The organism is Vreelandella jeotgali Hwa (assembly GCF_000334215.1).
GTDB lineage: Bacteria > Pseudomonadota > Gammaproteobacteria > Pseudomonadales > Halomonadaceae > Vreelandella > Vreelandella jeotgali.
Genome location: NZ_AMQY01000011.1, coordinates 169,443 through 189,986, shown reverse-complemented (window position 1 = coordinate 189,986; position 20,544 = coordinate 169,443). Strand labels below are relative to the sequence as shown.

The following is a 20,544-nucleotide window of genomic DNA, read 5'->3' as shown; positions in this document are numbered from 1 at the left end:
AGTACCGGGGTTTTGTAAAACCGTCCGTTGAGCCGCCACGCCGTTCCGCCAGGCCGTTCTGCTGGAAAACTACCGCACGATCATCACCGATACCGGAGAATGATGGACGACGTGCTCGGCGTTGGGCCCGAGCACATAGTCCACCAGCTTGTGGCGCGTGTGCGACGCCATGATGATCAGGTCGATATCCAGCTGGTCGCTGACCTTGATCAGCGCCTCCCACGGCGAGCCGTCGACCACCACGTTCTGTGTCGTGATGTCGTCGGGTATGTGCTCCTCGATAAAGGCACGCTGCGCCTCTACCACTTCGGCCTCGGCATCCCGCGAGAAGTTTTTGGGCAGATAGGCGCTGACCATGGGCATCCTGACGTCCGGCCGTACGGTAACGACATGCAGCGAGGCGCCGAAGGTCCTGCACAGCGTTATCGCGGTGGGCAGCGCCTTTTCCCAGGACGAAGCTTTGTCCAGATCCACCGGCAACATGATTTTATCGTACATGGTTCCTCCTTGTTCCCCGGCCACCGGCGTCATGCGCCGGCGGCAGGCAGGGTTTCACGACGGCGACGGCGGCGTTGCAGGGCAATCACCAGCCCCAGCACGCCCAGCGCGGGCAGCCACATCCATTCCTTCGTCCAGCGATCCACCGGCGCCTGGACCTGGATGATCTCCTGATCAAAATCAAAGCCCATGTCGGCGGCCTGGCTGCCGTAGGTCACCATGTCCACCAGCGCCTTGCCATCTTCGGTGACCAGTTCGAGGCCGAGATTGTCCATCCGCGCCTGGCCGCTGTCGCCGTCGGGCACCGGCAGCGTCATATAGGTGGTCATGGGCTCGCCGTAGGCGTCCAGCCCGCTGATCTGCAGGCGCAGCTGAGTATCGGCGTCGACATTGCCCAGCGCTTCGACAAACTGCGTCGGCGGAATGTCGCGGTACGGATCGTGGAGCTGGTCCATCCAGAAGCCGGGACGGAAGAGGGTAAACGCCACCAGCAATAGCAGCGCGGATTCGTACCAGCGGCTGCGAGTGATCATGTAGCCCTGGGTGGCCGCCGCAAAGATCAGCATGGCAAAGGTCGCCACGATAAAGACCAGCACGCCCTGCAGCGGGCTGACGTCGATCAGCAGCAGGTCGGTATTGAAAATGAACAGAAACGGCAGCGCGGCGGTACGCAGGCTGTAATAGAACGCCTGGAAGCCGGTGCGGATGGGGTCGCCCCCGGAAATCGCCGCCGCGGCGAACGAGGCCAGTCCCACCGGCGGCGTGACGTCGGCCATGATGCCGAAGTAGAACACGAACAGGTGCACGGCGATCAGCGGCACCAGCAGGCCGTTTTGCTGCCCCAGCTGGATGATGACCGGCGCCAGCAGCGCCGAGACCACAATATAGTTGGCCGTGGTGGGCAGTCCCATGCCCAGTATCAGGCTGAGCACGGCGGTAAAGAACAGGATGAGCAGCAGGTTGCCCATGGAGATGGTTTCGACCACGTCGGCCAGCACCAGCCCGACCCCGGTCTGCGATACCGCGCCGACGATGATGCCCGCGGTGGCGGTGGCGATGCCGATGCCGATCATGTTCCGCGCGCCGGTCACCAGGCCATTCCACAGGTCCAGCGCGCCCTCTTTCAGGTCGGCGCTTACCTGGCTACGCCCGCGGAAAGCGGCAATAATCGGGCGCTGGGTCAGCATGATGAAGATCATGAACACCGTGGCCCAGAACGCCGACAGCCCCGGCGACAGCCGCTCGACCATCAGACACCAGATCAACACCACCACCGGCAGGATATATTGCAGCCCCACCATCACCGTCGGGCGGGTCTTCGGCAGTTCGTAAATCGGCTTGTCGGGGTCGTCGAGCTCCAGCTCGGGATAGCCGGCGGCAACTTTCAGCAGCCCCAGATAGAGTGCCACCAGGCCGGCGGCAATCACCCAGGGAGCCGCCGCGCCGAGTAGCGGCTTGAGCCAGCCCAGGCCGTAGTACACGCCCAGCGCGGTCACCATCATCAACAGCAGACCGCCGAGGAAGCCGGCCACCTTGCGCACCAGGGGTTTGGGCGGGTTGCTGCTGGTCAGCCCCTGCATGTTGGCCTTGAGCGCTTCCAGGTGGACGATATAAATCAGCGAAATATACGAGATCAGCGCCGGCAGGAAAGCGTGCTTGATCACTTCCACGTAGGAAATGCCGACGTATTCCACCATCAGAAAAGCGGCCGCGCCCATTACCGGCGGCATGATCTGGCCGTTGACCGACGATGCCACTTCAACGGCGCCGGCTTTTTCCGAAGGAAAGCCCACCCGCTTCATCATGGGAATGGTAAAGGTGCCGGTGGTGACGGTATTGGCAATCGACGAGCCCGAAATCAGCCCGGTCATCCCCGAGGCGACCACGGCGGCCTTGGCCGGCCCGCCCTTGTAGTGCCCGAGCATGGAAAACGCCACCTTGATGAAATAGTTGCCCGCGCCGGCCTTGTCCAGCAGCGCGCCGAACAGCACAAACAGGAAAACAAAACTGGTGGAAACGCCCAGGGCAATACCGAAAACCCCCTGGGTGGTGAGCCACTGGTGATTGATCAGGCTGTCGATATCAATCGCCTTGTGCGCCAGCAGCCCCGGCATCCAGGGGCCGGCGAGCGAATACACCAGAAACACCGAGGCCACGATCATCAGCGGCGGCCCCAGCGCCCGGCGGGTGGCTTCGAGCAACAGCAGGATGCCGACCACCCCCACTACCACGTCCTGTATCAGGGGCGCACTGGGCCGCTGGGCCAGGCTTTCATAAAACAGAAACATGTAGGCGCCGCAAAACGCCGCCAGCCCGGCAAGAATCCAGTCCTGGAGGGGAATATGGTCCCGCGGCGAACGCTTCAGCGCGGGATACGCCATGTAGGCGAGAAACAGGGCAAAGGCCAGATGCACCGAGCGGGCTTCGGTGGCGTTGAACACGCCGACACCGAAGATGAACGGCAGCGGCGAGGCAATCCACAGCTGGAACAGCGACCAGACGGCGGCAATGCCTACCAGCAGTTTTCCCGGCACGCCGTCCGGCTTGCGCGCCCCGGAATCGGTCGATGCCACCATGTCGTCAAGGTTGTCACCGCCATCGTCCGCATCGACGTATGGCCGGGTCGCTGCGTCGGTTGGCGTCAGCGATTCCGGCGCTTGTTTGCTGTGCTCTGTCATAAGCAAGCCCTGCACGTGAATGGATAACAAGACGCGTGACCGGAAGACGGCAGACCGTGCTCCGGCGCGCGAGGCAGGCGATTTTCGTTGTCTTTGGCCGCCGGTGCAATCATTGTTTTTTCAACACAATCGGCTAATAAACCAGCAGCTTACGTCCAACGCGTACCGCCGACGTTGACCTTGCCTGAAACACAACGCGCGGCCCCCGTGGGAGCCGCGCGCATCGGTTGAAAGCGGTCATGGACGCGCTTCGGGGCTATTCGATCCAGCCCTGCTCACGATAGTAGCGCGCCGCGCCCTCGTGCAGCGGAGCCGACAGGCCGCTGGTGACCATGTCTTCCGGGTCGAGGTTTTCAAACGCCGGGTGCAGGCGCTTGAAGCGATCAAAGTTGTCGAAGACCGACTTGACCGTCTGGTAGACCACGTCCGCATCGGTATCGGCGGTGGTTACGAAGGTCGCGGCAACGCCGAAGGTTTCCACGTCCTCGGGGTTGTTCTTGTACAGCCCGCCGGGGATGGTCGACATCGAATAGTAGGGATATTCGTCAACGATGCCCTGGATGTCCTCGTCGTTGAGCGGAATCAGCTTCGAGTCCACGGTGGTGGTCGCTTCCTGGATAGCCCCGTTGGGGTGGCCGACCACATAGGTCATGGCGTCGATGTTGTTGTCGGACAGCGCCGAGGCCATTTCCGCCGCGTCCAGCTGAGACGCCAGCGCGAAGGTTTCCTTGTCCCAGCCCTTGGCATCCATGACCACTTCCATGGTGTTGCGCTGGCCGGAGCCCGGGTTGCCGATGTTGACGCGCTTGTCGACCAGGTCATCGAGGTTTTCGATACCCGAGTCGGCGCGCGCCAGCAGCGTCAGCGGCTCGCCGTGGATGCGGAAAACCGCGCGCAGATCGTCGTAGGCATCATCCTCGAAGTTGCCCGTGCCGTTATAGGCCTGGTACTGCACGTCGGACTGCACCACGCCCATGTCCAGATCGCCGGACTTGATGCCGTTGATGTTGGCCACCGAGCCGCCGGTGGACGGCGCGTTACAGCGGATATTCTCGTCACTGTTGCTCTTGTTGACCAGGCGGCAGACGGACTGGCCGACCACATAGTACACGCCGGTCTGACCACCGGTGCCGATAGTGACAAAGCTTTCTTCCGCGGCCACGGCGGGCGACGCAAAGGTAGCCGCCGCCAGCAGCGCGCCGGAAAAAGCAGCCGTCGACATTACATGACGCTTCATGAGTCTTCCCCTTGTTCTCGTGTTGTCTTTACTCGTGTTGTCTTTCCGAGTGACGGGTCATCGTCTTTTTGGCAAGGACCTTTCAAACAGCGCTTTTTAATCCATCAGTGCCTTTTAATCAGCACCTTGCCAATGGTGACCGTGATGTTGCCGGGTCTCCCGGGTCACAACATATCAGGCTCTGCCAAGCTGCAAAATAGGGCGCCACTCGGCTGATTACAAGCATTAATGCAAGATGACGCGTTTTTCAACGTATGGGCTCTTATCCGGGCTCTCATTGGCATCGGCCATCGAGCACCCTCGACGAGATGCAGTCGCCTTCGCGTATTCCCCGGTCGGCAAAATAGCCGGCGTTGACTTCCAGCGCTGCGTAATAGCCGCTTCCCGGGGCATAGGCAGGACATTCCGAGGAGCGCGCCGATTCGCAGGGCGGCATGGTTTGCAGGCTGACGATGCGACCGTCGCGGTCGATGAAGGCTATATCCAGGGGGATCAGCGTGCGGTACATCCAGAACGCGCTGGTGGCCGGCTGCCGCCGGTCGTAGACAAACAGCATGCCGCGCTCGGCGCCCAGGTGCTGGCGCCCCATCAGGCCGTGCGCGCGACCGGCGGGAGTATGGGCGACCTCCACCCGCAGGCGATGGGGCCCCTGATCGGTATGAATCACCGCCGTATGGCGTTCAGCTGCTTCCGACGGCTGCGCCTGGAGGAGGCCGGCAGGCATCAGGGCGGCGGCCGGCAGCGTGAGAGCGGCCGCGAGCATCCGGCGGCGAGTCAGCATCATGGCGATTTCCTCGTGTTGGCCTGCCCCGGCGGCAGACAGCGTCAGGGCTTCAGCCTACACAAAAGCCCCCGGGAAAACAGCAGGCTGCAGCAGCAAGGTGTAACAACGCGGGGGCAACAACAAGGCGGGTAACAATACGAAGGGCAAAAACACGACAGGGCTGCCGACCGGCAGCCCCGAAGCGTGGGAAGCGACGATGTGGAGATTCAGTCGCCGAGGGTAATACGCAGGTCCAGCGGGTGTTCGTCGCAGTTGTTGCCGTCGCCGCCGCGATCCACAACGAGAAACTCACCTTCGCGCTCCAGCACCGATTGAATCGCGTGCCAGACGCCGACGCCGTAGTTCACGCCCTGGCGACCGTCGGTCACGAAGGCGCGCACATCGTCGGGGTTGATGGTGTCCCCGGGAGGCGCGACCACCACGATAAAACGCTCTTCGTGGAGCGGCATGAACGCCTGGCTGCCCTGGGGGTGGCGCTCGAGGAACGCCAGTTCCAGCGGGGTGCTGATCGGCTGGCTGACAAAGATGCTGATCAGCGGGTGAGCGTTGTCGCCCAGGGTTTCGACCCGGGCCAGGTCGTGGTGACGCTGGGTCAGCCCCGAGTTGATGGCAAAGGAGTCGGAGGTGCGTACATCAATCACATCGCCAAAGGGCGCAAAAGCATCGGCCGTCAACGGCTCTGCCACAAGTTCCAGCATGGGGGTCTCCTTGACGTGACGTCTTAACGGGCGTTGAGCCTGAGACTCGGATGGCGGTTGACGTCCTTGTACAGCAGGTAGCGGAACGGGCCCGAACCGCCGGCGTAGCAGGCCTGGGGGCAGAAGGCGCGGAGCCACATGAAGTCGCCGGCTTCGACTTCGACCCAGTCCTGGTTGAGGTGGTAAAGCGCCTTGCCTTCCAGCACGTAAAGGCCGTGCTCCATGATGTGGGTTTCGTCAAACGGGATAACGCCACCCGGCTGGAAGGTCACGATGGTCACGTGCATATCGTGACGCACGTCGGTGGGCTCGACAAAGCGCGTGGTCGCCCAGCGGCCGTCGGTATCCGGCATCGCCGTCGGCTCGATGTCGTTTTCGTTGGTGACAAACGGCTCGGGGACGTCGATGCCTTCGACAAACTCGTAGGCCTTGCGAATCCAGTGGAAGCGCACCGGCGCGTCGGCTTCGTTGCGCAGCTGCCAATCGGTGCCCGGCGGAATAAACGCATAGCCGCCCGGCGTCATGCAGTGCTTCTCGCCTTTCAGCGTCAGCGTCATTTCGCCTTCCACCACAAACAGCACGGCCTCGGCAGCGGCGTCGGGCTCGGGCTTGTCGCTGCCGCCACCGGGCTGCACTTCCATGATGTACTGCGAAAACGTCTCGGCAAAGCCGCTCAGCGGGCGCGCCAGCACCCACAGACGCGTGCCTTCCCAGAACGGCAGGTTGCTGGTGACGATATCCTGCATGACGCCCCGGGGGATCACCGCGTAGGCTTCCTTGAAGACCGCGCGGTCGGCCGTCATCTGCGACTGCGGCGGATGGCCGCCGTGGGGCGCGTAATACGTATGGCTCATGTCAATTCCTTGTGCGTATCAATAACAGCGATTAGCGGCCGGGGGCGGGATGTTCCCTGGCCCAGTGGCGCGCGATATCCACGCGGCGCGCGATCCAGACGTCGTCGTGGGACTGGATATAGTCAAGGAAGCGCTGCAGCGCGCGGAAACGCCCCGGGCGACCCAGCATACGGCAGTGCATGCCGATGGTGAGCATCTTCGGCGTTTCTTCGCCTTCGGCGTAAAGCACGTCAAACGCATCGCGCAGGTAGGTGAAGAAATGCTCGCCGGTATTGAAGCCGCCGGGGGAAGCAAAGCGCATGTCGTTGGTGTCCATGGTGTAAGGCACCACCAGCTGGTCATGCTCCTCGCCCTGGCTGTCGGCTTCGCGGACCCAGAACGGCAGGTCGTCGCCGTAGTAGTCGCTGTCGTAGGTAAAGCCGCCCTCGTCCTGCGCCAGACGACGCGTGTTGGGGCTGTCGCGGCCGATATACAGGCCGTCGGGCTTTTCGCCGTAAAGCCGCTGGAAAATTTCCATGGCTTTTTTCAGGTGTTCGCGCTCAACGTCCTCGGGCACTTCCTGATAGTTGATCCAGCGGTAGCCGTGGCACGCCACTTCGTGACCCAGGTCCTTGAACGCCTGCGCTACATCCGGGTTACGCTCAAGCGCCATCGCTACGCCGAATACGGTCAGCGGCAGACCGCGCTTTTCAAACTCACGCAGAAAGCGCCAGACGCCCGCCCGCGAGCCGTACTCGTAGATGGACTCCATGCTCATGTGGCGATCGGGAAACGACGCTGCGCCGACCATTTCGGAAAGAAACTGCTCGGAGCCTTCATCTCCGTGAAGCACGCAGTTTTCGGCGCCTTCTTCGTAGTTAAGCACAAACTGTACGGCAATCCTGGCGTTGCCCGGCCAGTTGGCCTGGGGCGGATTCCTGCCATAGCCGATCAGGTCACGCGGGTAGTCTCGAGAAGGGTCACGCGAAGGGTCACGTTGCGACATAACACACACTCGTTGTCAGGTAGGACGGGAGGCGCGCGGCCGAACGGCCGCGCGCCGGAGGTTGCCGGAAACGGTCGGCGCCGTGCCGGTGGTTATCAGGCGACAGTCACCAGGCAACAGTCACCGGGCGACAGTCACCAGACGATAATTACCAGGCGGCAATCACGTCGCGCTCTGCCTGGGTCATATCGGTCATGTTGCCCAGGGGCATGATGCCACCGTCGACCTGGCGCTTGATCTTGGCCTTTTGCTCCAGCACCGTTTCCCAGTTATCGAAGGCGTAGCCGGCCGGCGGCGCGGAATAAGCCTGATTCGACGGGTCCTGGGCGTGGCACTGAACGCAATGCTTGCCCATTTGCAGCATGACGTCCTTGCCGGAGACGTCCATCTCGGCAATGGGCGTGCCTTCTCCCGTTTGCGTGTCGCTGCTGATGGAGCCGACCCCTATCGCTACCAGGATCAGTACGGCACCGGCAGCCAGATACGCCGGCTGCTTGCTGCCGGCGTGCATCAGCACGAAGTACTGGCGGATCACCGCGCCGGCAAAGATCAGCAGCGCCATCAGAATCCACGACAGCTCGTGGGCATAGAGCACGGAGAAGTGGTTGCTGACCATCAGCAACAGCACCGGCAGAGTAAAGTAGGTGTTATGCACCGAACGCTGCTTGCCGCGCTTGCCGTCCAGCGGGTTGGGCGCTTCGCCGGCCTTCATCGCCTTGACCATGCGACGCTGGCCGGGAATGATCCAGAAAAACACGTTGGCCGACATGGCCGTGCCCATTACCGCGCCGGTAAGCAGGAAGGCCGCCTTGCCGGAGAAAATATGCGTGCTCAGGTACGACACCACGATCATCATGACCGCCACGGCAGCGCTCAGAATACCGTCGCGTGTCATGTTGGGGCTGATACGCTTGCACAGCTCGTTGTAGACGACCCAGCCGCCCAGCAGGAACAGCACGGCCACGGCGTTGGTCTGCCAGCCGTTCATCGCGGCTGCCCATTCCCAGGACTGCTGACCGCCGGTCATCGAGCTGGGCTTGGTCATGTAGAACAGGATGAACATGCCGAAGCCGGTCAGCCAGGTGGTATAGGCCTTCCAGAACGACCAGTGCAGATCCTCCGGCAGTTTTGCCGGCGCGGTGGCGTATTTCTGGTTGTGGTAGAACCCGCCGCCGTGAACCGCCCACATTTCCCCGAACACGCCCTTCTCGCGGTCTTCTTCCGCCTTGGGCTTGCGCAGGCCGTTGTCGAGCATGACGAAGTAGATCGATTCGCCGATCCAGGCCACCGCGGCGATGACGTGCAGCCAACGCATGAGCAGGTTGGCAATTTCAAGAAGATAAGCTTGCATGATGACGGCTCCGCTTTAGCTACCGCGATAAGTGGAGTAGCTGTAGGGAGACACCAACAGCGGTACGTGGTAGTGCTGGCTGGCATCGGCAACGCCGAAGCGCAGCGGAATCACGTCCAGAAAGCGCGGCTCGTCCGCTTCAAAGCCCTGGGCGCGCAGGTAGTCGCCGGCGTAAAACACCAGTTCGTAAGAGCCGGTGGTGAATTCATCACCGTCGAGAATCGGCGCGTCGCAGCGGCCGTCGTCGTTGGTGGTAACGGTCTTCAGTGCCTGGCGCTCGTCGCCGGTGATGCGAAACACTTCGATTTTGATACCCTGGCCGGGGCGGCCCTGAGCCGTGTCCAGCACGTGGGTGGTTAAGTAACCCATGGTGGCTCCTCGTTTGTCATCGACAGGTTATTGTTAGATGGAAAGCAGCACGCTAATGCCGCATGGGCACTTCAAGAGTACCGTTCGCCAACTTTATTGTATACAGTATTGACGTTAATTCACGACAATAATGGAGCCATCATGACGTCCAATGCAAGTCTCACGACGCTCGATCCTCGCCCCAGCACCCTGTCACGGGATGAGTTCGTGGCCCACTACGGCGACGTCTACGAGCACTCGCCCTGGGTCGCCGAAGACGCCTTTGAAACCGGCATCACCGAGGCACAGGATGTTCCCGAGGCGCTCGCCGATCTCATGGGCGAAATGCTGCAAAACGCCTCCAGCGAACAACAGATCGAAGTCATCCGCGCCCACCCGGACCTCGCCGGCAAGGCTGCGACGTCCGGCGAACTCACCGGCGACTCCACGCGCGAGCAGGCCGGCGCCGGGCTTGATCAGTGCACGCCGGAGGAATTTGCCCGCTTTGAGACGCTCAACAACGCCTACCGGGAAAAATTCGGCATCCCCTTTGTAATCGCCGTCAAGGGGCTGGACCGCCACGCGATTCTGGCCGCGTTTGAGCAGCGCCTGGAAAACGACCAGGCCACAGAGCGCCGCACGGCCATTGAGCAGATCATCAACATTGCCCGCTTCCGCCTGCGCACACGCGCCGAAGAAGGCGCCTGATAACCGGCGCGGCGGCGCCATGTCGCCGCGCCCTGTCACGCATTTTTGTATACAAAATGTGGGTTTGTTGGCAACACATTGTCGTAGCAGTAATGCGCCGCAACGCGCGGACGTCCCTGCCGCCACGGCATCCTTACCCGACCAGACCAGCCGCTTATCCTCGACTACCCCGACACTTTGTTCTCGTTTCCTTTTCATTCACTTCGTTCTCCTCGTTTTCTTCTCCCCCCTCGTTCTCCGTTATCTGAATAGCCGCGCCGGGCAACGTCGCCGGCATTAACTATTAGTCTAAGATAGCGCAGCGCGGCATTTTCCGCCTGGTGGATAAAAATATCTGCAAATCAGCGGCTTGATACCCACCCCGGGTGTTGCAACCGGCTGCATTAGCCTCCGATTTTGGTATGACCAATGACCCAGCAGTAGTCATACACCTTTCGTCTTCGTATCCTGGCTTTCCGGGCTGCATGCCGTGCGACAGACGCAGTGAGGCTCCATCGCTGTGATGCCTCGCTGCCCTGAACCCTGACGGCAAGCAATGAGCGCAGCGAGCGCCATAAACCGCTGCCATAACAATCCCTGTCGCAGCCCGGCGCCATAACACTCCATATCAATAACAAAGGGAGCGTTCCCGACATGAACGACACGACTCTTGCGCTGATGGCCTTTGTGCCTCTGGTGCTTGCCGGCATTCTGTTGATCGGCTTTCGCCTGGCGGCCCGAACCGCCATGCCCATCGTCTTTGTGGTCACCGCCCTGATCGGCCTGCTGGCCTGGGATATGACGTTTACGCGCGTAGCGGCTTCCACGCTTCAGGGGCTTATCCTCACGGTCTCGATTCTGTGGATCATTTTCGGTGCCATTCTGCTGCTCAATACGCTCAAGCATTCGGGCGGCATTACCGCGATCCGCAAAGGCTTTTCGGGTATCAGCCCCGACCGCCGCGTGCAGGCGATTATCGTCGCCTGGCTGTTCGGCTGCTTTATTGAAGGCGCGTCCGGCTTCGGCACCCCCGCCGCCGTGGCCGCACCGCTGCTGGTAGCGCTCGGATTTCCGGCGCTGGCGGCCGTGGTCGTCGGCATGATGATCCAGTCGACGCCGGTATCCTTCGGCGCCGTGGGCACTCCCATTGTCGTCGGGGTGTCCGGCGGGCTTGACCGTGCCGGCATCACCGAGCAGCTACAGGCCGGCGATGCCACCTGGCTGGAGTATTTCCGCCTGATCGTCAGCGAGGTATCCATTATTCACGGCATTGTCGGCATTCTGATGCCGCTGATCATGGTCGTGATCATGGTGCGCTTCTTTGGCGCCAACCGCTCCTGGAAGGAAGGGCTGTCGATCACCCCCTTCGCGCTGTTTGCCGGTACCGCCTTTGTGATCCCCTACATGATCGCCGGCGTGGTTCTCGGGCCGGAATTTCCGGCGATGATTGGCGCGATGGTCGGCCTGGCGATTGTGATCCCCGCTGCCCGGCGCGGCTTTCTGCTCCCCCGGGATACCTGGGACTTCCCGCCGTCCGACAGCTGGCCGGATAACTGGGTCGGCAAGCTTGAGCTGAAGATGGACGACGTAACCGGCAAGACGCCGCTCGCCACCTGGATGGGCTGGGTGCCCTATGTGCTGCTGGCGGTCTTTCTGGTGGCCTCGCGCACCATCGAGCCGCTGAAAAATGCGCTGACATCGCTGGCACTGGGCTGGGAAAACATCCTGGGTGAAGGCATCGGCGGGAGCATCCAGCCGCTGTATCTGCCCGGCGGCATCCTGCTGCTGGTGGTGTTGGTGACCGCCCTGCTCCATCGCATGAAAGCCGGCGAGCTGAAAGCTGCCTTCGGCGATTCATCGCGGACGATTCTGGGTGCCGGCTTTGTGCTGATCTTTACCATCCCCATGGTGCGTATTCTGATCAACTCGGGCGTCAACGGTTCGGACTTCGTATCCATGCCGGTGGCCATGGCGCAGTTTGTGGCGGAAGGCGTCGGCAATATCTATCCGTTCTTTGCGCCGGCCGTGGGCGCGCTGGGGGCCTTTATCGCCGGTTCCAACACCGTGTCCAACCTGATGCTGTCAGATTTTCAGTTCAACGTGGCCAGCCAGCTGGAGGTTTCCACCGCGATGCTGGTCGCCCTCCAGGCCGTTGGCGCCGCCGCCGGCAACATGATCGCCATCCACAACGTCGTGGCGGCATCGGCCACCGTGGGCCTGCTGGGGCGCGAAGGCACAACCATCCGCAAAACCCTGCTGCCGACGCTGTACTATATCGTGGCCTCCGGGCTGCTGGGCCTGATCGGGATTTACCTGTTCGGCCTGGACGATCCGCTGATGGCGGCCCTGACCGGCTGACGCGCGTCTTTCGGCAGATAGTTCACTCCGGCCGGATTGTTTCCGGCCGGCAGGAGACAGCATGAACATACAATACGACGAAGCCATCGACGGCGCCCTGGCGCCGTTTGCCAAGGCCGATGTGCTCAGCGATTTGCAGCACCGCATTCCCACGCTCAGGCTTTTGCACCGCGAGGAGGACCTGCGCCCCTTCGAGTGCGATGGCCTGGCGGCCTACCGCGTGCTGCCCATGCTGGTGGCCATGCCCGACAACCTGGCGGACGTGGAAACTCTGCTTGCCCGCTGCCACGCGCTGGGGGTGCCGGTGGTCACGCGCGGGGCCGGCACCGGCCTGTCCGGCGGCGCACTGCCGCTGGAACGCGGCGTGCTGCTGGTCATGTCGCGCTTTCAGGAGATTATCGACATTGACCCCGACGCGCGTACGGCCCGGCTGCAGCCGGGCGTGCGCAACCTGGCCATCTCCGAGGCGGCAGCACCCTACGGGCTGTACTACGCGCCGGACCCCTCGTCCCAGATTGCCTGTTCCATCGGCGGCAACGTGGCCGAAAATGCCGGCGGCGTGCACTGCCTGAAATACGGCCTGACGGTTCACAACGTGGTCCGCGTTGAGGTTATTACCATCGAAGGGGAGCGCATGTCGCTGGGCGCGGAGGCGCTCGACGCACCGGGATTTGATCTTCTGGCGCTGTTCAACGGCTCGGAAGGCATGCTCGGCGTGATCACCGAAATTACCGTCAGGCTGCTGCCGCTGCCGGAAGTGGCCAAGGTGCTGATGGCCAGCTTCGACGACGTGGAAAAGGCCGGTGAGGCCGTGGGCGATATTATCGCCGCCGGCATTATCCCCGGCGGGCTTGAGATGATGGACAGGCTCGCCATCCAGGCCGCCGAGGACTTTGTGCATGCCGGCTACCCGCTGGATGCCAGCGCCATTCTGCTCTGCGAGCTGGACGGCGTGCTCGCCGATGTCGATGACGATTGCGCGACCGTGCGCGGCGTGCTGGAAAAGGCCGGCGCCACGGAGATTCGCCAGGCGCGCGATGATGCCGAGCGCGCGGTCTTCTGGTCGGGGCGCAAGAATGCCTTTCCCGCCGTCGGGCGGCTGTCGCCGGATTATTACTGCATGGACGGCACCATTCCCCGCCGGGAGTTACCCCGAGTGCTCAACGGCATCGCCGAGATCTCGCGGGAAAGCGGGCTGCGGGTGGCCAACGTCTTCCATGCCGGGGACGGCAATATGCATCCACTGATCCTGTTTGACGCCAACCGCGAGGGCGAGCTTGAACTTGCCGAGGACGTCGGCGGCCGGATTCTCGAGCTGTGCGTCAACGCCGGCGGGTCGATTACCGGTGAGCACGGCGTTGGCCGGGAAAAGATCAACCAGATGTGCAGCCAGTTCGACGCCGATGAGATCACGGTGTTTCACGCGCTCAAGGCGGCCTTTGACCCAAAGACACTGCTGAACCCGGGCAAGAATATCCCCACCCTGGCGCGCTGCGCCGAGTTCGGTGCCATGCACGTTCACCATAATCAGCTGCCCCATCCCGAGCTGCCCCGTTTCTGATCATTGCAGGACACACCATGACAGATCGCCCGACTTCACTGCCCGACCGCGATATCAGCGCCCGCCTGTGCGAGCAGGTCGGCGAGGCCCATGAGCGCCATGCGCCGCTGCGCATCGTCGGCGGTGATACCCGCGCCTTTTATGGCCGCCCGGTGGAGGCCGACCCGCTGGACGTCGCCGAACACCGCGGCATTATTCACTACGACCCGGTCGAGCTGATCGTGACCGCGCGTGCGGGCACCCCGCTCGAAGACCTGGAGGCCGCGCTGGCCGAACATCACCAGATGCTCAGCTTCGAGCCGCCGCGTTTTGGCCCGCAGAGCACCCTGGGCGGTGCGGTTGCCAGCGGCATGGCCGGCCCTCGCCGCCCCTGGGCCGGCGCTACCCGCGACCTGGTGCTGGGCTCCCGAGTGATTACCCAGCAGGGCAAACTGCTGCGCTTTGGCGGCGAGGTGATGAAAAACGTGGCGGGCTACGACATGTCCCGGCTGATGACCGGCGCCCAGGGCACCCTGGGGGTTCTGGCCGACGTCTCGTTCAAGGTACTGCCCCGGCCGGCCGCCCATTGCGACCTGCGCCTGGCAATGCCGCTGGACGAGGCTCTGTCACGCCTGGCCCGCCTGGGCCGCCGGCCGCTGCCGATTACCGCCGCTGCCTGGTACGACGGCGAGCTGCTGCTCCGCCTGGAAGGCGGCCGCAGCTCGGTTGACGCGACCCGCCAGGAGCTCGGCGGCGAGACGCTGGAGCCGGGGTTCTGGCAGGCGTTGCGCGACCTGCGTCACGATTTCTTTACTCTGTCTCCCGGCCAATCGCTGTGGCGGCTATCGCTGCCGCCGAACACCGCCCCGCTGACGCTCGACGATAGCCACAGCGATACGCTGTACGACTGGGCCGGCTGCCAGCGATTCGTCAAAACCTCGCTGGAAGACGAGGCGGTGCGCCGCGCCTGCAGCGCTGTCGGCGGGCATGCCACCTGCTACACGCCCGCCGCGCAGGGCGGCAGCGACTCGCCCTTTACGCCCTTGCACCCGGTCGTGGAAAAGCATCATCGCCGGCTGAAAGAGCAGCTCGACGCCCGGGGCATTTTCAATCCCGGCCGCCTGTACGCCGCGTTTTAATCCGGAGGGCCGCCATGCAAACGCACTTTAGCGATGCCGATCGCCAGAAACCCCACATTCAGGAAGCCGACGAAGTGCTGCGCGCCTGCGTTCACTGCGGCTTTTGCAACGCTACCTGCCCGACCTACCAGCTGCTGGGCGACGAGCGCGACGGCCCCCGCGGGCGCATCTACTTGATGAAGGAGCTGCTCGAAAGCCCCGATGACGACAACGTCACGACCGAAGAAACGCGCCTGCATCTGGACCGCTGCCTGACCTGTCTGAACTGCGAAACAACCTGCCCGTCGGGAGTGGAATACCACAAGCTGCTCAATATCGGCCGCGCTGAAATCGAGCGGCGCGCCCCGCGCCCGGCAGCGGAACGCCTGATGCGCTACGGGCTGCGCCGGATGCTGGTCAACCCCGCCCGCTTTCAGGCACTGCTGCGGCTGGGACAGACATTTACACCGCTGGTCCCCGGTACGCTGCGCGATAAAATGCCGCCGGCCCCGGTGGATGCCGGCCAAAGGCCCGCTGCCGACCGGCATTCGCGGCGGGTGCTGATGCTCGAAGGCTGCGTGCAGCCGGCGCTTTCACCCAATACCAACGCCGCTACGGCGCGCGTGCTGGATCGCCTGGGCATCAGCGTCACTCCGGTTACGGAAGCGGGCTGCTGCGGTGCCATTGACTTTCACCTCAATGCCCAGGAACAGGCCCGCGAGCGCATGCGCGCCAATATCGATGCCTGGTGGCCCTACGTGGAGCAGGGCGCCGAAGCGATTGTGCAGACCGCCAGCGGATGCGGCGCCTTCGTCAAGGACTATGGCGACATGCTCAAGCACGACCCGGCCTACGCCGACCGCGCACAAACCATCAGCCACATGGCCCGGGATCTTGTCGAGGTACTGCGCGACGCGCCGCTTGACCAGCTCACACTCAAGGACGACCGGCATCTGGCGTTTCAATGCCCGTGTACGCTGCAGCATGCACAGCAGCTGGGCGGCGCCGTGGAAAACGTCCTCTCCACGCTGGGATTCTCGCTGGCGCCGGTGCGCGATGCCCACCTGTGCTGCGGCTCGGCGGGGACCTACGCGATTACCCAGCCCGGCCTCGCCAACCAGCTCCGCGATCAAAAGCTCGACGCCCTGGAAGCGGACAATCCCGAGCTGATCGTCACCGCCAACATCGGCTGTCAGACCCACCTGGCCGGCGCCAACCGCACGCCGGTGCGCCACTGGATTGAAGTGGTGGATGATACCTTGGTATAAAGGGTCCAATAGATTGTCGAGCACTCAAGGCTGCACGGCTCCCGTGCAGCCTTTTTATGGGTGGGCACCTGCCGCTTGCAGCGTCCCCGCATTCGCGGCAACCCTCCGCCCGACGTCGTGCTCGTCCGTGCATCCCTACAACGTTTCAACAAAAAAATGCACCTCAAAAAGGACCCAACCATGCAAACCAAAGTCATCCTGACGCAGGCCGACGTTGACCAGGTGCTGGACGCTGCCCAGCTTGAGGCCAACCGGCAGAGCTGGGACGTTACCATCGCCATCACCGATGACGGCGGCCACCTGCTGGCGCTACGTCGGCTCGACGGCACCGCGCCGTTCACCGCCGAAGCCGCGACCCACAAGGCGCGCAATGCCGCCGTTGGCCACAAGAAAACCCAGGTGTTTGAAGACATGATCAACAACGGCCGCACAGCGTTTCTGTCGGCGCCGCTCAAGGGCCTGCTGGCCGGCGGCGTGCCCATTGTGATCGACGACAGCGTGGTAGGCGGCGTAGGGGTTTCCGGGGTCAAACCCGATCAGGACACCCGAATTGCCGAAGCCGGTATCAACGCACTGCCCTAGCGGAAACCATCGGCAGCTCGCGGCCATCCGGCGTCCCAATCAGGGCCGGATGGCCGAATAAAGCGCGCGCGTGCCATCAACCCTGAACGGCAGTGACACCGGGGCCAAAATTCATCGGGCATTGATCCGGTTTTGCTTTGGAAAGCCAGGTTTGGAAAACAGGATCTGGAAAACAGAGTCTGAAAAACAGTGGCTGGAAAGACGAGGGTGGAAAACACGATGTGGAAAGACGAGCTTGGAAGACAGAGCTTGAAAAGCCGGGTTTGAAAATCAAAACAAGGAAAGCGGAATTCGGGAAAGGACTTGAGCCGGAAAGCTGCTGGATCCGCAGAAAGGCTTGATTCGGAAAGTCGCTTGATACTGAGGGGTGGCTTGTTGTGGCGGACCGGACGAGACTCGAACTCGCGACCTCCGGCGTGACAGGCCGGCATTCTAACCAACTGAACTACCGGTCCGCTGTAAAGCCGTGGATGAAGACAGTATGCAGCGCGTCAGCGTGCAAATACCGTGGCTCATGCCTGGGGGTATTCCCTCCAGCCGAGTCAACAGCGAAGTCTTCAAACCTGACGTGGTGGGTGGTACTGGGTTCGAACCAGTGACCCCCAGCTTGTAAGGCTGGTGCTCTCCCAACTGAGCTAACCACCCACGATAAAGCGGGGTGTTACCGTGGCGGACCGGACGAGACTCGAACTCGCGACCTCCGGCGTGACAGGCCGGCATTCTAACCAACTGAACTACCGGTCCACTCAAGTAACGGGGTAAAGGCTTAATGCGGCATTGGCGCTGGCGGACCGGACGAGACTCGAACTCGCGACCTCCGGCGTGACAGGCCGGCATTCTAACCAACTGAACTACCGGTCCACACAATGCAATGCGGCATATCCTTTTCACATGCGTCGCTGCGCCTGTCGGCATATGAGCATGCTTTCTGCCTGGCGAACGGACGCTATCCGTTCAACGCGATAGCTTGGCCACACAGCGTTGAATGTTGAATAACGCTTGTATGGTGGGTGGTACTGGGTTCGAACCAGTGACCCCCAGCTTGTAAGGCTGGTGCTCTCCCAACTGAGCTAACCACCCGCCGATCACGTGGCGCTGCATTCTACAGTTTGCCGCAGGCTTGTCAACACGCCGAGCCGGATTGGTGGGCGGATTCGCTTATACTGCCGAACCTCGCTTTTTGCACTTCCTGCCCCGGGGGCTGCTGGCCTGCCGGCTCCTGCCGTCAGCGCGGATGAATACTGCCCCAAGGCGAGCCGCCTCGTCAATTAAATTCTGCTGGCTTTTGCCTGAGCGCCGCCGCGGGACAAGGTCATGGTCGCCGTCGGTCAGCCACGCCAGGCTGACATTCGACGGCAGCGTATAGCCTGCCACTTCACTTCGTGAACCGAAGGCATCGCGCTCTCCCTGCAGAATCAGCGCCGGGCAGGTAACCCGGGGCCAGTGCGCCAGGCGCAATCTGTCCGGCGAACGCGGCGGGTGAAACGGGTATCCGGCAATCACCAGGCCGTCGACCGGCACCCGGGCCGCCAACATACTCGCCGCCCGGCCACCCATGGACTTGCCGCCAAGCCATAGCGGGCCCGGCACAGCGGATTGAATTAGCGTCTGCCAACGTGCAAACTCCTCCACCAGCACGTTGATGGCCGGCGGTGGCCGCCGTCGGCCGGACTCGCGCACCTGCTGCATGTAGGCAAACTCGACCCCCAGCACCTGAATGCCCTGGCTTGCCAGCGAGGCGACAAATTGCCGCATGAAGCGCGACTCCATGCCGGCACCCGCCCCGTGAGCAAAGAGTAAACGCCCGTAGCGGGGCGCCCCGCATACGTGCAGAAAGCCGTGATCAGCCACATGAAATGCCGCATCACGGCTGTTTTCAAGCGCTGCTGCCAGCTGCGCTTCCGCCAGCGCTGAGCACGCCGGAGAGTCGCATTCGGCCATATTCTGCTCCTTGATTTTGTCGACGTACCCTTTCGACGTGTTCAGCTTCCGACCTGGCTGCGCTAGAATCCGTATTGGATCTTGACCTGCATCATCAAGCGGGTGGCCGCACTCGTGCACTATATTTACCTTGTACGAGGTACCCCCTAACCGCGTTCGATGGGAACATGAAATGAACACAACACTTGAACATCCGACCTACAACTACAAGGTGGTTCGGCAGTTCGCGATCATGACCGTTGTGTGGGGCATTATCGGCATGACGCTGGGCGTCATCATTGCCTCCGAGCTGGTCTGGCCGCAACTGAACCTGGGCCTGCCGTGGACAAGCTTCGGGCGCCTGCGTCCGCTGCATACCAACGCTGTGATCTTCGCCTTTGGCGGGTCGGCGCTCATGGGCACGTCGTATTACGTCGTCCAGCGTACCTGTCAGACACGGCTCTTCTCCGACAAGCTTGCCGCCTTTACGTTCTGGGGCTGGCAAGCGGTTATTGTCGCTGCCGTGGTATCACTGCCGCTGGGCTACACCACCACCAAGGAATATGCCGAGCTGGAATGGCCGATCAACATCCTGATCGCCGTGGTCTGGGTGACCTACGCAGCGGTTTTCCTGATGACCATCAAGCAGCGTAAAACGTCGCATATTTACGTGGCCAACTGGTTCTACGCCGCGTTCATTCTCACCATCGCCGTGCTGCACATCGTCAACAACGCCGCCATACCGGTCACGCCGATGTACTCCACCTCCATCTACGCCGGCGCTGTCGATGCCATGGTGCAGTGGTGGTACGGCCATAACGCCGTGGGCTTCTTCCTGACGGCCGGTTTCCTGGGGATGATGTACTACTTCGTACCCAAGCAGGCCGAACGCCCGGTGTATTCCTATCGCCTGTCCATCGTCCACTTCTGGGCGCTGATCATGGTGTACATGTGGGCCGGCCCGCACCACCTGCACTACACCGCGCTGCCCAACTGGACACAGTCGCTGGGCATGGTGCTCTCCATCATCCTGCTGGCACCCTCCTGGGGCGGCATGATCAACGGCATGATGACCCTGTCCGGGGCCTGGCACAAACTGCGCACCGACCCGATTCTGCGTTTTCTGGTCGTGGCACTGTCGTTCTACGGCATGTCCACCTTTGAAGGCCCGATGATGGCGGTCAAGACGGTCAACGCGCTGTCGCACTACACCGACTGGACCATCGGCCACGTTCACGCGGGCGCTCTCGGCTGGGTCGCGATGATTACCATCGGTTCCATGTACCACCTGATTCCGCGCCTGTTCGGGCGGGTGCAGATGCACTCGGTCAACCTGATCGCCGTGCACTTCTGGCTGGCCACCATCGGCACCGTGCTGTACATCGCCTCAATGTGGGTCAACGGCATCATGCAGGGCCTGATGTGGCGCGCCATCAACCCTGACGGCACGCTGATGTACACCTTCGTCGAAGCCGTTGAAGCCAGCGCACCCGGCTACTTCGTGCGCCTGATTGGCGGCCTTTTCTGGGTTACCGGCATGCTGATCATGGCCTACAACGTCTACATGACGGTCAAGCGCCGTGAAGCCGTCAGCGAGCAGCCGGCACCGCAAGCCGCCTAAACCGGGGAATTAAAGAC

Annotated in this window: 17 protein-coding genes and 5 tRNA genes; 7 read left to right on the top strand and 15 right to left on the bottom strand. The window is 62.4% G+C overall.

Annotated elements, in window-relative coordinates; translation table 11 throughout:
* Positions 1-69 precede the first annotated feature (69 nt).
* The 9 genes from C793_RS0104155 to uraH all read right to left on the bottom strand — a co-directional run bounded on the left by C793_RS0104155 (position 70) and on the right by uraH (position 9,454).
* Positions 70-498, bottom strand: a complete 429-nt coding sequence (locus C793_RS0104155; RefSeq protein WP_017429693.1) for a universal stress protein — start codon at positions 496-498, stop codon at positions 70-72.
* A gap of 29 nt (positions 499-527) precedes the next feature.
* Complete coding sequence (locus C793_RS0104150) at positions 528-3,074, bottom strand: TRAP transporter permease (RefSeq protein ID WP_040475315.1); 2,547 nt, start codon at positions 3,072-3,074, stop codon at positions 528-530.
* A 358-nt stretch (positions 3,075-3,432) separates the two neighbouring features.
* Entirely contained in the window at positions 3,433-4,413 is a 981-nt protein-coding gene (locus tag C793_RS0104145) for a TAXI family TRAP transporter solute-binding subunit (RefSeq protein WP_026106097.1), read from the bottom strand.
* A 274-nt stretch (positions 4,414-4,687) separates the two neighbouring features.
* Positions 4,688-5,197: a DUF192 domain-containing protein gene (locus tag C793_RS0104140; protein WP_017429690.1), complete on the bottom strand. Its 510-nt coding sequence runs from the start codon at positions 5,195-5,197 to the stop codon at positions 4,688-4,690.
* 206 nt (positions 5,198-5,403) lie between these two features.
* Entirely contained in the window at positions 5,404-5,895 is a 492-nt protein-coding gene (locus C793_RS0104135; protein WP_017429689.1) for an ureidoglycolate lyase, read from the bottom strand.
* A 23-nt stretch (positions 5,896-5,918) separates the two neighbouring features.
* Positions 5,919-6,749, bottom strand: a complete 831-nt coding sequence (locus tag C793_RS0104130) for a bifunctional allantoicase/(S)-ureidoglycine aminohydrolase (RefSeq protein ID WP_017429688.1) — start codon at positions 6,747-6,749, stop codon at positions 5,919-5,921.
* Between the two features lie 31 nt (positions 6,750-6,780).
* Complete coding sequence (puuE, locus tag C793_RS0104125; RefSeq protein WP_017429687.1) at positions 6,781-7,734, bottom strand: allantoinase PuuE; 954 nt, start codon at positions 7,732-7,734, stop codon at positions 6,781-6,783.
* A 148-nt stretch (positions 7,735-7,882) separates the two neighbouring features.
* Positions 7,883-9,085 (bottom strand): urate hydroxylase PuuD, encoded by a 1,203-nt coding sequence (locus tag C793_RS0104120; RefSeq protein ID WP_017429686.1) that lies wholly within the window; start codon positions 9,083-9,085, stop codon positions 7,883-7,885.
* Between the two features lie 15 nt (positions 9,086-9,100).
* Positions 9,101-9,454 (bottom strand): hydroxyisourate hydrolase, encoded by a 354-nt coding sequence (uraH, locus tag C793_RS0104115; protein ID WP_017429685.1) that lies wholly within the window; start codon positions 9,452-9,454, stop codon positions 9,101-9,103.
* Positions 9,455-9,595: 141 nt separating this feature from the next.
* Between uraH and uraD the strand changes: the two genes are divergently transcribed.
* From uraD to C793_RS0104085, 6 genes are all read left to right on the top strand, one after another.
* Positions 9,596-10,141: a 2-oxo-4-hydroxy-4-carboxy-5-ureidoimidazoline decarboxylase gene (uraD, locus tag C793_RS0104110; protein ID WP_017429684.1), complete on the top strand. Its 546-nt coding sequence runs from the start codon at positions 9,596-9,598 to the stop codon at positions 10,139-10,141.
* 633 nt (positions 10,142-10,774) lie between these two features.
* Complete coding sequence (locus tag C793_RS0104105) at positions 10,775-12,478, top strand: L-lactate permease (RefSeq protein WP_017429683.1); 1,704 nt, start codon at positions 10,775-10,777, stop codon at positions 12,476-12,478.
* A gap of 61 nt (positions 12,479-12,539) precedes the next feature.
* Positions 12,540-14,039: a glycolate oxidase subunit GlcD gene (glcD, locus tag C793_RS0104100; RefSeq protein WP_017429682.1), complete on the top strand. Its 1,500-nt coding sequence runs from the start codon at positions 12,540-12,542 to the stop codon at positions 14,037-14,039.
* Positions 14,040-14,056: 17 nt separating this feature from the next.
* Positions 14,057-15,157: a glycolate oxidase subunit GlcE gene (gene glcE / locus C793_RS0104095; protein ID WP_017429681.1), complete on the top strand. Its 1,101-nt coding sequence runs from the start codon at positions 14,057-14,059 to the stop codon at positions 15,155-15,157.
* A 14-nt stretch (positions 15,158-15,171) separates the two neighbouring features.
* Positions 15,172-16,404, top strand: a complete 1,233-nt coding sequence (gene glcF, locus C793_RS0104090; RefSeq protein ID WP_017429680.1) for a glycolate oxidase subunit GlcF — start codon at positions 15,172-15,174, stop codon at positions 16,402-16,404.
* A gap of 180 nt (positions 16,405-16,584) precedes the next feature.
* Complete coding sequence (locus C793_RS0104085) at positions 16,585-16,986, top strand: heme-binding protein (protein WP_017429679.1); 402 nt, start codon at positions 16,585-16,587, stop codon at positions 16,984-16,986.
* A gap of 378 nt (positions 16,987-17,364) precedes the next feature.
* Here C793_RS0104085 and C793_RS0104080 read toward each other — a convergent pair.
* The 6 genes from C793_RS0104080 to C793_RS0104055 all read right to left on the bottom strand — a co-directional run bounded on the left by C793_RS0104080 (position 17,365) and on the right by C793_RS0104055 (position 18,927).
* Positions 17,365-17,441, bottom strand: a tRNA-Asp gene (locus tag C793_RS0104080).
* Positions 17,442-17,555: 114 nt separating this feature from the next.
* Positions 17,556-17,631 (bottom strand) — tRNA-Val (locus tag C793_RS0104075).
* A 22-nt stretch (positions 17,632-17,653) separates the two neighbouring features.
* A tRNA-Asp gene (locus C793_RS0104070) sits at positions 17,654-17,730 on the bottom strand.
* Between the two features lie 40 nt (positions 17,731-17,770).
* Positions 17,771-17,847, bottom strand: a tRNA-Asp gene (locus C793_RS0104065).
* Between the two features lie 143 nt (positions 17,848-17,990).
* Positions 17,991-18,066 (bottom strand) — tRNA-Val (locus C793_RS0104060).
* Positions 18,067-18,144: 78 nt separating this feature from the next.
* Complete coding sequence (locus C793_RS0104055; protein ID WP_017429678.1) at positions 18,145-18,927, bottom strand: alpha/beta family hydrolase; 783 nt, start codon at positions 18,925-18,927, stop codon at positions 18,145-18,147.
* 172 nt (positions 18,928-19,099) lie between these two features.
* Here C793_RS0104055 and ccoN point away from each other — a divergent pair, with 172 nt between their 5' ends.
* Positions 19,100-20,527: a cytochrome-c oxidase, cbb3-type subunit I gene (gene ccoN / locus C793_RS0104050; protein ID WP_017429677.1), complete on the top strand. Its 1,428-nt coding sequence runs from the start codon at positions 19,100-19,102 to the stop codon at positions 20,525-20,527.
* Positions 20,528-20,544: the final 17 nt, after the last annotated feature.

Coding starts and splice junctions, on each gene's coding strand:
- uraH (WP_017429685.1), bottom strand. CDS start 9,454: ATGGGTTACTTAACCACCCACGTGCTGGACACGGCTCAGGGCCGCCCC.
- C793_RS0104055 (WP_017429678.1), bottom strand. CDS start 18,927: ATGGCCGAATGCGACTCTCCGGCGTGCTCAGCGCTGGCGGAAGCGCAG.
- glcE (WP_017429681.1), top strand. CDS start 14,057: ATGACAGATCGCCCGACTTCACTGCCCGACCGCGATATCAGCGCCCGC.
- C793_RS0104085 (WP_017429679.1), top strand. CDS start 16,585: ATGCAAACCAAAGTCATCCTGACGCAGGCCGACGTTGACCAGGTGCTG.
- C793_RS0104145 (WP_026106097.1), bottom strand. CDS start 4,413: ATGAAGCGTCATGTAATGTCGACGGCTGCTTTTTCCGGCGCGCTGCTG.
- uraD (WP_017429684.1), top strand. CDS start 9,596: ATGACGTCCAATGCAAGTCTCACGACGCTCGATCCTCGCCCCAGCACC.
- C793_RS0104155 (WP_017429693.1), bottom strand. CDS start 498: ATGTACGATAAAATCATGTTGCCGGTGGATCTGGACAAAGCTTCGTCC.
- C793_RS0104150 (WP_040475315.1), bottom strand. CDS start 3,074: ATGGTGGCATCGACCGATTCCGGGGCGCGCAAGCCGGACGGCGTGCCG.
- C793_RS0104135 (WP_017429689.1), bottom strand. CDS start 5,895: ATGCTGGAACTTGTGGCAGAGCCGTTGACGGCCGATGCTTTTGCGCCC.
- C793_RS0104130 (WP_017429688.1), bottom strand. CDS start 6,749: ATGAGCCATACGTATTACGCGCCCCACGGCGGCCATCCGCCGCAGTCG.
- ccoN (WP_017429677.1), top strand. CDS start 19,100: ATGAACACAACACTTGAACATCCGACCTACAACTACAAGGTGGTTCGG.
- glcD (WP_017429682.1), top strand. CDS start 12,540: ATGAACATACAATACGACGAAGCCATCGACGGCGCCCTGGCGCCGTTT.
- puuE (WP_017429687.1), bottom strand. CDS start 7,734: ATGTCGCAACGTGACCCTTCGCGTGACCCTTCTCGAGACTACCCGCGT.
- glcF (WP_017429680.1), top strand. CDS start 15,172: ATGCAAACGCACTTTAGCGATGCCGATCGCCAGAAACCCCACATTCAG.
- C793_RS0104120 (WP_017429686.1), bottom strand. CDS start 9,085: ATGCAAGCTTATCTTCTTGAAATTGCCAACCTGCTCATGCGTTGGCTG.
- C793_RS0104140 (WP_017429690.1), bottom strand. CDS start 5,197: ATGATGCTGACTCGCCGCCGGATGCTCGCGGCCGCTCTCACGCTGCCG.
- C793_RS0104105 (WP_017429683.1), top strand. CDS start 10,775: ATGAACGACACGACTCTTGCGCTGATGGCCTTTGTGCCTCTGGTGCTT.